Origin of the sequence: Amycolatopsis sp. (assembly GCF_035546795.1) — a bacterium.
Classification (GTDB): domain Bacteria; phylum Actinomycetota; class Actinomycetes; order Mycobacteriales; family Pseudonocardiaceae; genus Amycolatopsis_E.
The window spans coordinates 148282-160691 of sequence record NZ_DASZWC010000033.1; the positions used below are offsets into that span (position 1 = coordinate 148282).

Annotated in this window: 14 protein-coding genes; 9 read left to right on the plus strand and 5 right to left on the minus strand. The window is 69.1% G+C overall.

Annotation, left to right across the window (positions count from 1 at the left end):
• Positions 1–35: 35 nt before the first annotated feature.
• From pdxH to VHD82_RS20700, 7 genes are all read left to right on the plus strand, one after another.
• Positions 36–707 (plus strand): pyridoxamine 5'-phosphate oxidase, encoded by a 672-nt coding sequence (pdxH, locus tag VHD82_RS20670; protein WP_325706155.1) that lies wholly within the window; start codon positions 36–38, stop codon positions 705–707.
• Between the two features lie 213 nt (positions 708–920).
• Complete coding sequence (locus tag VHD82_RS20675) at positions 921–2201, plus strand: MFS transporter (RefSeq protein WP_325706157.1); 1281 nt, start codon at positions 921–923, stop codon at positions 2199–2201.
• A 46-nt stretch (positions 2202–2247) separates the two neighbouring features.
• On the plus strand, positions 2248–2568 hold the full coding sequence (locus tag VHD82_RS20680; protein WP_325706159.1) for a hypothetical protein: 321 nt from the start codon (positions 2248–2250) through the stop codon (positions 2566–2568).
• 10 nt (positions 2569–2578) lie between these two features.
• A complete protein-coding gene (locus VHD82_RS20685) occupies positions 2579–3646 on the plus strand; it encodes a C40 family peptidase (RefSeq protein ID WP_325706162.1) in 1068 nt (355 codons plus the stop codon).
• A complete protein-coding gene (locus VHD82_RS20690) occupies positions 3643–3948 on the plus strand; it encodes a hypothetical protein (protein ID WP_325706165.1) in 306 nt (101 codons plus the stop codon). Before VHD82_RS20685 ends, VHD82_RS20690 begins: the two co-directional genes overlap by 4 nt.
• Positions 3945–4355, plus strand: coding sequence for a YbaB/EbfC family nucleoid-associated protein (locus VHD82_RS20695; RefSeq protein ID WP_325706168.1), 411 nt, complete (start codon positions 3945–3947; stop codon positions 4353–4355). The genes VHD82_RS20690 and VHD82_RS20695 overlap by 4 nt, the downstream gene beginning before the upstream one ends.
• A 41-nt stretch (positions 4356–4396) precedes the next feature.
• Positions 4397–5782, plus strand: coding sequence for an MFS transporter (locus VHD82_RS20700; protein WP_325706171.1), 1386 nt, complete (start codon positions 4397–4399; stop codon positions 5780–5782).
• Here VHD82_RS20700 and VHD82_RS20705 read toward each other — a convergent pair.
• Positions 5763–6383 (minus strand): TetR/AcrR family transcriptional regulator, encoded by a 621-nt coding sequence (locus VHD82_RS20705; RefSeq protein WP_325706174.1) that lies wholly within the window; start codon positions 6381–6383, stop codon positions 5763–5765. The genes VHD82_RS20700 and VHD82_RS20705 overlap by 20 nt on opposite strands.
• A 386-nt stretch (positions 6384–6769) precedes the next feature.
• Positions 6770–8116, minus strand: coding sequence for a DHA2 family efflux MFS transporter permease subunit (locus VHD82_RS20710; RefSeq protein WP_325706176.1), 1347 nt, complete (start codon positions 8114–8116; stop codon positions 6770–6772).
• 78 nt (positions 8117–8194) lie between these two features.
• On the opposite strand from VHD82_RS20710, the gene VHD82_RS20715 reads away from it, so the two are divergent.
• Positions 8195–8806 carry a TetR/AcrR family transcriptional regulator gene (locus tag VHD82_RS20715; RefSeq protein WP_325706178.1) on the plus strand — a complete coding sequence of 204 codons (612 nt, stop codon included), beginning with the start codon at positions 8195–8197 and terminating at the stop codon, positions 8804–8806.
• On the opposite strand, the gene VHD82_RS20720 is transcribed toward VHD82_RS20715, so the two are convergent.
• From VHD82_RS20720 to VHD82_RS20730, 3 genes are read right to left on the minus strand one after another with little or no spacing between them, the layout of a single operon-like run.
• Positions 8803–9360 carry a dienelactone hydrolase family protein gene (locus VHD82_RS20720; RefSeq protein ID WP_325706181.1) on the minus strand — a complete coding sequence of 186 codons (558 nt, stop codon included), beginning with the start codon at positions 9358–9360 and terminating at the stop codon, positions 8803–8805. The genes VHD82_RS20715 and VHD82_RS20720 overlap by 4 nt on opposite strands.
• Before the next feature lie 9 nt (positions 9361–9369).
• Positions 9370–10188, minus strand: a complete 819-nt coding sequence (locus VHD82_RS20725; protein WP_325706184.1) for an MBL fold metallo-hydrolase — start codon at positions 10186–10188, stop codon at positions 9370–9372.
• On the minus strand, positions 10188–10763 hold the full coding sequence (locus tag VHD82_RS20730) for a TetR/AcrR family transcriptional regulator (RefSeq protein ID WP_325706187.1): 576 nt from the start codon (positions 10761–10763) through the stop codon (positions 10188–10190). The genes VHD82_RS20725 and VHD82_RS20730 overlap by 1 nt, the downstream gene beginning before the upstream one ends.
• Positions 10764–10892: 129 nt before the next feature.
• Between VHD82_RS20730 and VHD82_RS20735 the strand changes: the two genes are divergently transcribed.
• Entirely contained in the window at positions 10893–12338 is a 1446-nt protein-coding gene (locus VHD82_RS20735; RefSeq protein WP_325706190.1) for a S53 family peptidase, read from the plus strand.
• Positions 12339–12410 lie beyond the last annotated feature (72 nt).

The window sequence follows — 12410 nt, forward strand, 5'->3', positions numbered from 1 at the left end:
GTTCACTGATGCGTGCGCGGGCGCGGAGGTAACTCATGCCGGAAGTCGACAACATCGACGACGTGGCGGTACGGCTGCCCGGAATGCGGGTCGCCTACGACGGAGAGTCCCTCGACGAGGACGATCTGGCGCCGACCTGGACCGAACAGCTGCAGGGCTGGCTGAACCAGGCGATCGCGGCCGGGGTCCCGGAGGCGAACGCGATGGTGCTGGCCACCGCCGACGCCGAGGGCAGGCCTTCGTCCCGGACGGTGCTGTGCAAGGGGCTCGACGAGCGGGGCGTGGTCTTCTACACGAACTACACGTCCGCCAAGAGCCACGACCTGACAGTCACGCGGTACGCATCGGTGACGTTCCCGTGGTACGGCTTGCACCGCCAGGTGACCGTGCGCGGTGAAGTGGAAAAGGTGGACATTTCGGAGACGGCCGAATACTGGGCGCAGCGGCCGCGCGGTTCGCAGTTGGGTGCCTGGGCGTCGCCGCAGTCGCAGGTGGTGCGCAGCCGGCGCGAGCTGGACAACGCGCTGAACTCGATCGAGCGCCGCTTCGCCGACGCCGAGCAGATCCCGTTCCCACCGCACTGGGGTGGCTGGCGCATCAAGCCGGACACCGTCGAGTTCTGGCAAGGGCAGCAGAATCGTCTGCACGACCGCCTGCGCTTCGTCCGCACCCACGACGGCTGGCGAGTGGACCGCGTCGCGCCGTGATCAGTGCTTCGAACCGCCGCCGCGCCTGGCGTGGCGGCGGTTTGTTTTTGCGCACCCAACGTAACCACGTCCTGCACTGGCGCCAAGCTGCGAGGCCCGGTCAGCCTGGAGCCGGCCCGTCCGGCGAGGACATCTTTTCTCTGTGTGGCGCCCCTTCCGCTGCGCGGAAAATCACTCCTGGGCAACTAGTTAGCTCGGCTAAACTGGTTGGTCGTGACTGTCGAGGCTGGGCCAAAGGGCGGCAAACGTAAACGGTTCGGGTCCGTCGTCATCGATATCCAGCCGCTGAAGGTGCCGGCCTTCCGCAGGTTGTGGATCGGCACGGCGGTCACCGCGATCGGTAGTCAGTTGACCACCGTCGCCGTGCCCAAGCAGGTTTTCGACCTCACTGGCTCGTCGGGCTGGGTGGGCCTCACCGGCGCGGTGGCGCTCGTCCCGCTGCTGGTCTTCGGGCTCTGGGGCGGCGCGATCGCCGACACGGTGGACAGGCGCAAGCTGCTGATCGTCGGCAACACGGGCATCGCCGTCGTCTCCGCGCTGCTGTGGCTGCAGGCCTGGCTCAACATCGGCTCGGTCTGGCTGGTGTTGCTCCTGCTCGCGTTCAACCAGGCGTTCTTCGCGATCAACATGCCCACCCGCAGTGCGATCGTGGCCCGGCTCGTCGCGCCCGAACTGCTCCCGGCGGCCACCGCGCTCAGCGGCACGATGAACATGTTCGGCACGATTTTCGGCCCGATGGCGGCCGGGGCGCTGATGCCGGTGCTGGGCCTGCCGACGTTGTACCTCCTCGACACGATCGCCCTGCTGCTCACGCTCTACACCGTGTGGCGGCTGCCTTCGCTGCCCCCGCTTTCCGGCCAGGTGCGGCGCGCCGGGCTGCGCGACGTGTTCGACGGTTTCCGTTACATGGCAACACAAAAGGTGCTGCTGGCGTCGTTCGTCGTGGACATCGTCGCGATGGTCGCCGGGATGCCGCGCGCGTTGTTCCCGGAGATGGCCGAGCGGACCTTCGGCGACCCGCCGGGCGGTGGCCTCGCGCTGGGCTGGCTGTTCGCCGCGATCCCGATCGGCTCGGTGGTGATCGGCCTGTTCTCCGGCTGGCTCGGCCGGGTCCGCAGGCAGGGCGTTGCCGTGGTGATCGCGATCTCGTGCTGGGGTGCGGCGATCGTCGGGTTCGGGCTGGCGCACGCGCTGTGGCTGGCGGTCACGTTCCTGGTCATCGGTGGCGCGGCCGACATGGTGAGCGCGATCTACCGCCAGTCCATTCTGCAAGCCGCCGCGACCGACGAGATGCGCGGCCGGATGCAGGGTGCGTTCACGGTCGTCGTCGCGGGCGGGCCGCGGATCGCGGACGTCACGCACGGCTGGACGGGCGCCGCGGTGGGCACGGCGGCGGCGTCGGCCGGCGGCGGTGTGCTGGTCATAGTGCTGATCGTGGTGGCGGTCGTGCTGCTGCCCGCGTTCTGGCGCTACCGGGCCGCCGTGGTCAAATAACCCGTTTTCACCCACGCGGGCAAGCGCGATGCGGCACGATATCCGCATGGCTGATGGGATCTCCGTCGACACCGCCGACCTGGCGCGATACCGGTCGCGGGCGAGCACGCTCTCCGGTGACATCGTCGGCGCCGCCAAGAGTCACCTGGCCGGCAACCTTTCCCTGCCCGGGAACCTGTTCGGCGACCTCGGCGAAGAGAGCGGGCTGCACGCCGGGCTGGCCGACCAGCTCGACCGGATGCACACGCACGTGCACTCGGTCGCCGGCAGCGTGCACGACCTCGGCCAGTCGGTCCACACCGCGAAGGGCGACTACGAGGAAGACGAGCAGCTCTTCGGCGACCAGTTCCGCAGAATCCTGGGCTGAGGGGAGCCAAGTGGCGATCGACCTGGCGCCGTACGAAGCGCCGATCAAGGAGGCGAGCCAGAAGCTCGACGGGGACACGGGGGCGGCGGACAAGGCGCAGTCCGACCTGAATTCCTTGTCGCAGAAGCTTTCCGAGTACGGCACTCAGCACGGCGCGGAGGCGACGAGCCTGCAGGGTAACTGGGTCGGCGACCGCGGGGACATGTTCGGCGTCAAGGCCAAGGAACACACCCAGGCCCTAGACGACGCGGCAGGCTGGGCCTCGAAAACCGCGCAGACGATCGGCGACGCGACGAGCCTGGTGAAGGATGCGAAGCAGCAGGTCGACGCGTTGTTACAGGAGTTCGACGCGGACGCCCGCACCCTCGCCGACGCCGCCGCGTCGAGCACGGACCCCGGCGCCGAGCTGCAGGCGCGTGCCGTGATAGCCGGGATGTCCGCGAAGTACGCGAAGGAAGCGGCGGACATCGTCAACGCGGCGAAGAGCAGGCTCACCGAGCTGATGTCCGGAATGGACTCCACGGCGCCCGCCTCGGCGCCGGCCGCCGGGCCGCTCGGCACCCGCGCGAGCGGTAGCGGCGGCGGCGGAGGAGTTGGCGGCGGCGTTGGTGGAGTTGGTGGCGCGTCGTCGAGCGGGCCCGCGATGACGTTCCCGCCGTCCGACCAGTACGGCAGTGGCACGCAGATCAAGCTGCCCGGCGGCCAGACCGTGAGCGCGCCCAGCGAGCGGGCCGCGATCGCCGTGCGGGCGGCGCTTTCCCGGCTCGGCCTGCCGTATGTGTGGGGCGGCACGGATCCGAACAAGGGCATGGACTGCAGCGGGCTGACGCAGTGGGCGTATGGCCAGGCGGGCATCAAACTGCCGCGCACTGCCGCCACCCAGACCATCGGGCAGAAGGTCGACATCAACGACATCCAGCCCGGCGACCTGGTCGTCTGGAGCGGGCATGTGGCGATGTACATCGGCAACGGGCAGATGGTGGAGGAGCCGCACACCGGCGACGTCTGCCACGTGGTTCCGCTGCGCACGAGCAACGCCGGCGAGCCGCTGCTCGGCGTGTTCAGGCCGAGCGCATGAACCTGGGCGACATCACGGGCAAGGCCACGGTCGACGGAGTCACCGTGGAGGCGGGTATCGGCGGCCGGCTGCGCTCGGTCCAGGTCACGCCGCAGGCCATGCGTTACGGCGCGGCGCAGCTTTCGAAGGCTGTGCTGGACGCCGCCGCTCGCGCAACGGCGAAGGCAAATCAGCGCGCGGAACAGGTGTACGCGCGCGAGCTCGGGCGCGGCGCCGAGAAGGTCACCGCGGGCCTTGGCCTGACGTACGACGCGGCGCTGGCGGCCGACGAGGACTTCGACCGGGATTGGACGCGCGGATGAACGAGCGCCGGACAGCCGAGCGTCTCCTCGCCGACGCCGAAGCGCGCGTGCATGTCATGGAGGGCCTGCCGGAGCGGCTCGCCGAGGTCCGCGGCTGGGCGTACAACGGCGACGAGTCCGTGCACGTCACCGTTGATGTGCATGGTGGATTGAAGGATCTGAAGCTCGCGGAGTCGGCGTTGCGGCTGAGCCCGGAGGAGATCGGCGCGCAGATCGTGGAGCTGTCCCACCGCGCGCAGCGGGCGGCGCTGGCGGAGGGCGTCAACGTGCTCGGCGACGCACTGGGTGACGCGGCGGCGCTCGAGATGATGCGTTCCGCGGGCCTGGAAGCCGATCCCGAGCCCGAGGTCATCCCGTATACGCCGGGCGTCGATCCGAACGCACACCGCTGGCACGTCATCAACTGATCATTGCAATTTACATACGACCGACCGTAAACTTTTCGCTCGTGGACGATGTGGCAACTGAGACGAGTACGGTTCGCGATCACTCGACCGCCATCGTGTGGATCCTGTGCTCGGCGGCATTCATGGCCATGCTCGACGTATTCGTCGTGAACGTTGCGTTCACCAGCATCGGCGCGACCTACCGCGGTTCGTCGCTGGCGGACCTCAGCTGGGTGCTCAACGGATACGCGATCGTCTATGCGGCCCTGTTGATCCCGGCGGGCCGCTTCTCCGACCGCATCGGGCGCAAGACCGGATTTCTGGTCGGGCTGGCCATCTTCACGGTGGCCAGTCTTGCGAACGCGGTCGCGCCATCGCTGTGGGCGCTGGTCGCATTCCGTGTCCTGCAAGCGATCGGCGCCGCGATCCTGACCCCCGCGAGCCTGGGATTGCTGCTCACCGTGTTGCCGCCGGGCCGGGTTCCGGGCGCGGTGAAGATCTGGGCGACGACGAGTTCCTTCGCCGCGGCGTTCGGCCCGGTGGTCGGCGGTGCGCTGGTCGAACTCTCGTGGCGCTGGGTGTTCCTGATCAACCTGCCGGTCGGCATCGTGGCCGCCGTCGCGGCCACGCTCCTGGTGCCGGATCTGCGGCAGCAGGTGCGGGCCCGCGTGCCCGACCTGCTCGGCGTCGCGCTGCTGATCGTCGCGATCGGGGCGTTGTCGCTGGGACTGGTGAAGTCCGCCGATTGGTCGTGGGCCGGCTTGGCGACACTCGGCACGCTCGTCGTCGCTGCGGTGGGCCTGATTCTGTTCATCGTGCGGATGGTGCGGCATCCGGATCCGGTCGTGACGCCCGCGTTGTTCCGGGTGCGGACCTTCGTCTGGGCCAACATCACGGTGCTGGCGTTCTGCACGGCGTTTGGGGCGTGGTTCCTGAGCATCGCGCTCTGGCTGGAAAACGCGGCCCGGTTCAACACCGTCGAGACCGGTCTCGCCATCGTTCCGGGGCCGCTGATGGTGCCGGTCTTCGCGGCCGTCAGCCAGAAGTTGATCAAGCGAATGCCGGTGGGTGTCGTTGTCGCGCTGGGGAATCTGCTGTTCGCTGCCGGCACGGTGCTGGTGATCGCCAGTGCCGGCACGCCGGTGCAGTACGCGGCCCAGATCCTGCCCGGGTGGCTGATCACCGGAATCGGGATCGGCCTCGCCCTGCCGAGCATGATCGCCTCGGCTGCGGTGGATCTGCCGCCGGACCAGTCCGCCACCGGCAGCGCCGTGGTGAATACGGCCCGCCAGCTCGGTTATGTGCTGGGCGTGGCGATGCTGATCGCTCTCCTTGGTGCCGCGCCTGAGCAGCTGCTGACGGCCTTTCGGCACGGCTGGTGGTTCGTCGCCGTGGCGGCCGCCCTCAGCGCGGCGACGGCGTTCGGCATCACGCCTCGGGGGAAGTAAGCAGTTTGTCGATGATCCGCCAGGCCCGTTTCACGCCGCCGGTGTCGCCGAGCCGCAGGGCGAGATTGGTCGAGTCGAGCACGGCCTGGATCTCGAAGGCGGCCAGTTCGGTGTCCAGCGGGGCGATTTCGCCGTTGTCGACGGCCTGGTCGAGCTCGGCGGCGATGACGGCGAGCCACTCACGGCGCTGCTGCGTCAGCGCGTCCCGCACTTCTCCCGGGTGGCTGTCGAATTCGGGCAGGGTGGCGCTCCAGAAGCAGCCGCCGGGAAACAGCGGCTGCTCGGCGTAGGCGAACCAGTTCCCGAGCAGCGCCCGTACCCGCGCCAGCCCGGCCTGGGCCTGCTGGGCTGGCCGGGCGACCGCGTCGATGAACGCCGCCCTTGCCGTCTCCACGGTGGCGATCTGCAGTTCCTTCTTGGTGCGGAACAGGGTTTGGATGCCCGCCTTGCTGATGGAGAGATCGTCCGCCAGCCGCCCGAAGCTCAGACCGTCGAGCCCGTCCACCGACGCGATGTCGACCGCGCGGCGGGTGATGGCCTGACGGGACCGGGCACCGCGCAGCCGCCGCCGGTCGGAGATCTCGGGCTCACCGGAAACCATACGTCCGATCGTAAATCATTCGGGGAGATCGGCTGAACTCATCGGCGATGACTACCGGGACGGCATTGCGCCACACACGGATCGGCGACCCAGTGCTGTTCTGAGCGCTGCGTGGGCGCCACCTCCAGCTCGTTGATCACAGGTTCGACCAATCAACGACGACCGGAGGGTTCATGCCTGTCAAGTCCCGGCAAATTCCCACCGCGTGCTGCGGGCGATGGCCGAGGAACTGGCCGGGCACGGGCTACTACGTGCTCGTCCCGAACGCCTTCTACCGGCACGGCCTCTCGCCGGTGATTGCACTTCCCGGTCGCCGTGACCGGTAACCGCATCGGCGGCCTCTTCGCGGTGCGCACCGCTGCGGCTCACCCCGAACAAGAACTGACTCAGGCGGTGGATTCCTTGCTGGGCAAGGCGAAGCTCAGCACCAGCACGACGCCGAGCATGGCGATGGCGAACCAGTACACGCCGTGGATGCCGGAGATGGCGTCGTTCGCCGACTGCACGATCAGCGTGACTACGGCGATGCCGACCGAAGCGCCCAGCTGGTTGAGCATGTACAGCACGGAACTTCCTTGCGGGACAAGGGAAGGCGGCAGGGTCCGGTAAAGCGAGCCCATCGTCGGCGCACCGACGGCGCCCAGCGCCAGGCCCATCAGCAACGCGTTCAGCAGCGGCCACGCCTGTGGGGTTCCGGCGTCGAAGCCGAGGGACAGCAACGCGCTCAACGCACCGGCCGCGGCGCCGCCGCGCACCAGATTCCGTGCGCCGATGCGGTCCGAAACGCGCCCGGCCACCGGCATGGACAGCGCACCGCCCAGCCCGAACGGCGCGACGAGCAATCCGGCGGCCAGGACGCTGTAGCCGTGCGCTTGGTAGTAGAGCGGCAGCACGAAGAGGCTCGCGAAGGTGCCGAGGCCGACGAAGGCCATGACGGCGACGCTCGCGTTGAAGCTCGTGTTGCGGAACAGGCCCAGGTCGATGAGCGGCGCGCGCGTCCGGCTCGCGTGCACGCCATAGCCGATCAGCAGGACAACGCCGATGGCCAGCGGAATCAGCGTCGACTGCGACAGCGCGAGCACCAGGGCCATGAACCCCGGGCCGACGAGGGCGAGGCCGAGCACGTCGAGGCGGTCGTTCGCGGCCGTTGGCGGATCGGCCGGGACCACGCGCACGGCGAGCGCCAGCGCGACGAGCCCGATGGCGATCGAGATCAGGAACATCCAACGCCAGCCGAGCCCCTGCAGGATCGCGCCGCCGGCAACGGGTCCGAGCACCGGGCCCAGCGACAGGACCACGCCCATCAGGCCCATCACGTGGCCGGCGCGGTCGGGTCCGGCGGCGCGCGCCAGCAGCACGAGCACGAGCGGGTCGAGGATCCCCGCGGCAAGTCCCTGCACGACGCGGAAGGCGATGAGGCTGCCGACGTTCCACGCGAGCGCCGACGCCAGCGACGCGACGAGGAACAGGCAGAGCCCGGCGAGCCACAGTTTCCGCCCGCCGATCCGGTCGACGGCCCAGGTGGTGAACGGGATCGCGGCTGTCACCGCCAGCAGGAAGCCGGTCGAAACCCAGCCGATGGTGCTCAGCGACGTGTCGAACTCACCAGCCAGTGAGGTGAGGCCGACGGCGACCATCGTGCTGTTCATGATGCCCAGCAGTCCGCCGAGCAGGATCACGCCGATCAGCCGGCGCAGCGCGGGTGACAGTGGAGTTTGTTGGATTGAACTCATGGGTTCAAGTTAGCGAGCGTGCGGGTAAGGCACAACCAGCGGGTCCGCAAAATTGAACCCGCGGGTAAAGTGGCTGGGGTGAGCGTCAAGACCGCGTCGCATGGGCGCATCGACAAACGGCAGGCGATCCTGGCTGCCGCATTCACCGTGTTCGCGCGCCAGGGCTACAGCCAGGCGTGCGTGCAGGAGATCGCCCAGGAAGCTGGGGTCGCGAAGCCGACCGTCTACAACCATCTCAACGACAAGGAGAACTTGTTCCGCGAGGCGATGACCGAGGCTTCGGCCGAGCTCACCGGCGCGCTACTCGCGGCCGTCGAACCGCTGCGCGATCCCGGTGACGACCTCCGCGCCGCGCTGGTCGCCGTCGGCGACAGGCTGCTGGAGCTGTACTGCGAAGAACGTTCGTGGGCGCTGCGGCGGTTGCTGTACGCGGAGGTCGCACGCTTCCCGGAACTCGGCTGCGGCGTGGACAAACTCACCGAGGCGCTCGCCGACCGGTTCGCCAGGTTTTCCTTGCAGGGCAAGCTCGATGTGCAGGAGCCGGAGGTGGCGGCCGAGCAGTTCCTGGCACTGCTCACCGGGCCGATGGACAATCGCACCGCCTTCGGCACTCGGCCCGCTCCGGCGGCGGAACTGCACTCCGTGGCCGAATCCGCCGTCCGGACGTTCCTTTCCGCCTTCGCTTCCTAACCGAGGAAGTCCAGCGCGCGGGCGAGCACGGAGGCGGCTTCTCGCGGGGCGTAGGCCGGGAGGCTGCGATCGGTGAAGAGGTGCGCGGAACCCGGGTACAGGAACAGCTCCGCGTCATCGACCGCTGCCGCGAGGCCCTTCGCCTCGTCGACGTCGCCGAGTTCGTCGGATTCCATGGTGTGGATCTGTAGTCCGACACCCGAAGGCCACGCTCCGCCGAACTCCGCGAGCGGGATGGCGCTGTGCATCAGCAACGCTCCCAGCGCGCCGGGCCGCGTCTGGGCCAGCATCTGCGCGGGCAGCACGCCGAGGGAGAACCCGCCGTAGAAAACGTCCGCGGGCAGCTCGTCGGCGGCGGCGCGGCCGCGGTCCAGGATCGTGCCGAACCGGGCCTCCCGCGCGTAGGCCATACCGGAGTCCAGGTCCGGAAAGACCTGGCCCTCGTACAGATCCGGCGTGTGCACGACGTGCCTGCCCGCTCGAAGATCCTCCGCGAACGCCAGGCAGCCCGGGGTCAAGCCCTGCGCGTGATGGAACAACACCAACTCGGCCACGCCGGAACCCTAGCCGGTGAAGCGTCGCAGATCCATCGGGTCATGCGCGCAGAACACATCGACTTCGTTGTCCCGCACCAGTTCTCGCAGCCGCTGCTGGTTGTCCAGGCGCTGCTGCGACACGGTCTGCACGACACGTTCGAAGATGCCGAGCCCCGGCGGGATGTGCGGCCGGACCGGGTCCAGCTGGCCGTGGAAGAAGTACGAGTCGCCGGCGTTGAGCAGCCAGCCGTCCGGCGTCTCGACCGCCACCCCGGCGTGCCCGCGGGTGTGCCCGGCCAGCGGTATCAGCAGGATCTCCGGCGGTAGTCCTTTCAGCTCGCGGACCGCGTCGAAACCGAACCAAGGCTCGCCGAGATCCGAGTATTCACTCCACAATGGACCGTGCTGGAACTGGATCTGCCGGTAGCGCCAGCGTTCCACCCTGTTCCGCTGTGAATCCAGCGAACGCAGCTCTTCGGCGTACACGTGCACCGTCGCGTGCGGGAAGTCCGCGAGCCCGCCCGCGTGGTCGAGATCCAGGTGGGTGAGCACGACGTGCCGCACGTCCGCCGGCGCGAAACCGAGCCGTTTCACCTGCGCCACAGCGGATTCCTCGAGCCGGGGCCGGACACCGGTCATCAACCGGAACTGCCCGCCGAGCCATTCGCCGGCCCGCTCGACGCTCGGCGTGCCGATCCCGGTCTCGATCAGGACCAGCTCGTTGCCTGCCTCCACGAGCAGGCAGTGGCACACCAGCTCGGAACGGCGCAGGTAGCCGGGCTTGCCGTCGACGAGCTTGCCACCGATCGGACGCATCGTGCCGGCGTTGAAGTGGTGTACGCGCATCAGATCTCCTTCGCGTAGGTTTCGCGCAGATGGGCGCCGACCGCGTACATCGGCGCGAGGTCCTGGTTGAGCTTCGCCAGCATCAGCGCGCCTTCGATCGAGCTGATCGCGACGAGCCCGAGCGCTTCCGCCCGTTCGGCCTCGATTCCTTGGCGCACCAGGTAATCCGTGATCATCCGGTGCCAGCCGGCGTACGAGCCGGCGCAGGCCGAGCGGATCGGCTCGCTTTCGGTCGCGGCGTCCAGCGCCACGGTCGCGAGCGGGCAGCCGCGCTGGAAGTCCGACTCCGCCAGGATGTTCGCCAGCATGTCGACCACGCTGGTGATCGCCTCGGCCGGATCGTCCGCCGCTTCCAGGAGCTGGCGTAACAAGGCCCCCAGTCGTGCCCCGGAGAGCTCCAGCGCCTCGGCCGCCAGCTGCTCCTTCCCGCCGGGGAAGTGGAAATACAGCGAGCCCTTTGGCGCCCCACCGGCGCTGACCAGCTGGTTCAGCCCGGTCGCGTGGTAGCCCTGGGTATGGAAGAGGTCGGCGGCGCTGTCGAGCATGCGCTGCCGGGTGTCGGTTCTGCGGGCCATGCGCCGACCGTACCGCAAACTATGACGACCGGTCTAGTTAGCAATTTATGGCATAGTTGCTCCATGACGCGAACTGGATACTCTGTGTTACCAGGAAGTTCCCGACCGGAGTTGGCCGGCGGCCGGCTCGTGGGCCCGGTCGAAGCCAGTGCACGGATCACCGCCACCGCGGTGCTGCGGCGCCGGGCCGCCCTGCCTGCCGAGCTCGTCTTCGGTCCGGAAACCCTTACAGCGCAAGCCTTTGCGGAGAGGCACGGCGCCGATCCCGCCGACGTGGACCTGGTCCGGGAGACGCTGACCGGCGCCGGGCTCGAGGTGCTGGACGCGCATCCCCGTTCGCGGCGGGTCACCTTCGCCGGGCCCGCGTCGACCATGGCGGAGGTCTTCGGCGTCGAGCTGAACGTCGTCCGCACCGAGCGCGAAAACCGGGTCCGGGTCGGTGAACTGCAGCTGCCGAACGCGTTGGACGGCGTGGTGCTCGCCGTGCTCGGGCTCGACGACAGGCCGCAGGCGTACGCGCACTTCCAGGCCGCGGCCGCGGCGCAGAAGTCATACAAGCCAACAGATCTCGCGCAGGTGTACAAGTTCCCGGCGGAGGCCGACGGCACCGGTCAGACCATCGCGATCCTCGAACTCGGCGGCGGTTTCCGGCCGGCGGAACTGGACACCTACTTCAAGAGCCTCGGCCTGGACACCCCCGAGGTGACCGCGGTCGGCGTCGACGGCGGGGCCAACTCGCCGTCGAACGACCCGAACTCCGCCGACGGCGAGGTGTTGCTGGACATCGAGGTCGCCGGTGCGCTCGCACCGAAAGCCAAGCAGGTGGTCTATTTCGCGCCCAACACCGACCAGGGTTTCCTCGACGCGCTGAGCACCGCCGTGCACGCCGACCCGGCTCCGGCCGCGGTGAGCATCAGCTGGGGTTCGCCCGAGGACCAGTGGACCGAGCAGGCGCGCACCGCCTTCGACGCGGCGCTCGCCGACGCCGCCGCGCTCGGCGTCACGGTCACCGTCGCCGCCGGGGACAACGGCAGCAGCGACTCGGAGAACGACGGAAAACCCCATGCCGACTTCCCGGCCAGCAGCCCGCACGCGCTCGGTTGCGGAGGCACGACGCTCAACGGAGACACCGAAGTGGTGTGGAACAACGGCAGCAGCGGCGGCGCCACCGGCGGCGGGGTCAGCGCTGTCTTCGACCTGCCGGACTTTCAGGCGGACGCCGGGGTGCCGCAGCGCGCCGACGGCAAGACCGGGCGCGGGGTCCCGGACGTGGCGGGTAACGCCGACCCGGCCACGGGCTACCAGGTCCTGGTCGACGGGCAGTCCCTGGTGTTCGGTGGGACGAGCGCCGTCGCGCCGCTGTGGGCCGCGCTCGTCGCGCGACTCACGCAGGCACTCGGGAAGCCGCTCGGCCTGGTCCAGACCACCCTGTACGCGCAGGGGAAGTCCGCGTTCAAGGACATCACGTCCGGCGACAACGGTGCGTATCAGGCGAAGGCAGGCTGGGACCCGTGCACCGGGCTCGGCACGCCGGACGGGGAGGCTCTGTTGGCGGCGTGGAGGGCGCAGGACTGATCTGGCCGAAAGTAGGCGGATACGGTCCGCAGCCGGCCAGCTCGCAGAACCCTTTCCGCCGTGGCTGCCGGC

Coding starts and splice junctions, on each gene's coding strand:
- VHD82_RS20695 (WP_325706168.1), top strand. CDS start 3,945: ATGAACGAGCGCCGGACAGCCGAGCGTCTCCTCGCCGACGCCGAAGCG.
- VHD82_RS20690 (WP_325706165.1), top strand. CDS start 3,643: ATGAACCTGGGCGACATCACGGGCAAGGCCACGGTCGACGGAGTCACC.
- VHD82_RS20680 (WP_325706159.1), top strand. CDS start 2,248: ATGGCTGATGGGATCTCCGTCGACACCGCCGACCTGGCGCGATACCGG.
- VHD82_RS20705 (WP_325706174.1), bottom strand. CDS start 6,383: ATGGTTTCCGGTGAGCCCGAGATCTCCGACCGGCGGCGGCTGCGCGGT.
- pdxH (WP_325706155.1), top strand. CDS start 36: ATGCCGGAAGTCGACAACATCGACGACGTGGCGGTACGGCTGCCCGGA.
- VHD82_RS20710 (WP_325706176.1), bottom strand. CDS start 8,116: ATGAGTTCAATCCAACAAACTCCACTGTCACCCGCGCTGCGCCGGCTG.
- VHD82_RS20725 (WP_325706184.1), bottom strand. CDS start 10,188: ATGCGCGTACACCACTTCAACGCCGGCACGATGCGTCCGATCGGTGGC.
- VHD82_RS20730 (WP_325706187.1), bottom strand. CDS start 10,763: ATGGCCCGCAGAACCGACACCCGGCAGCGCATGCTCGACAGCGCCGCC.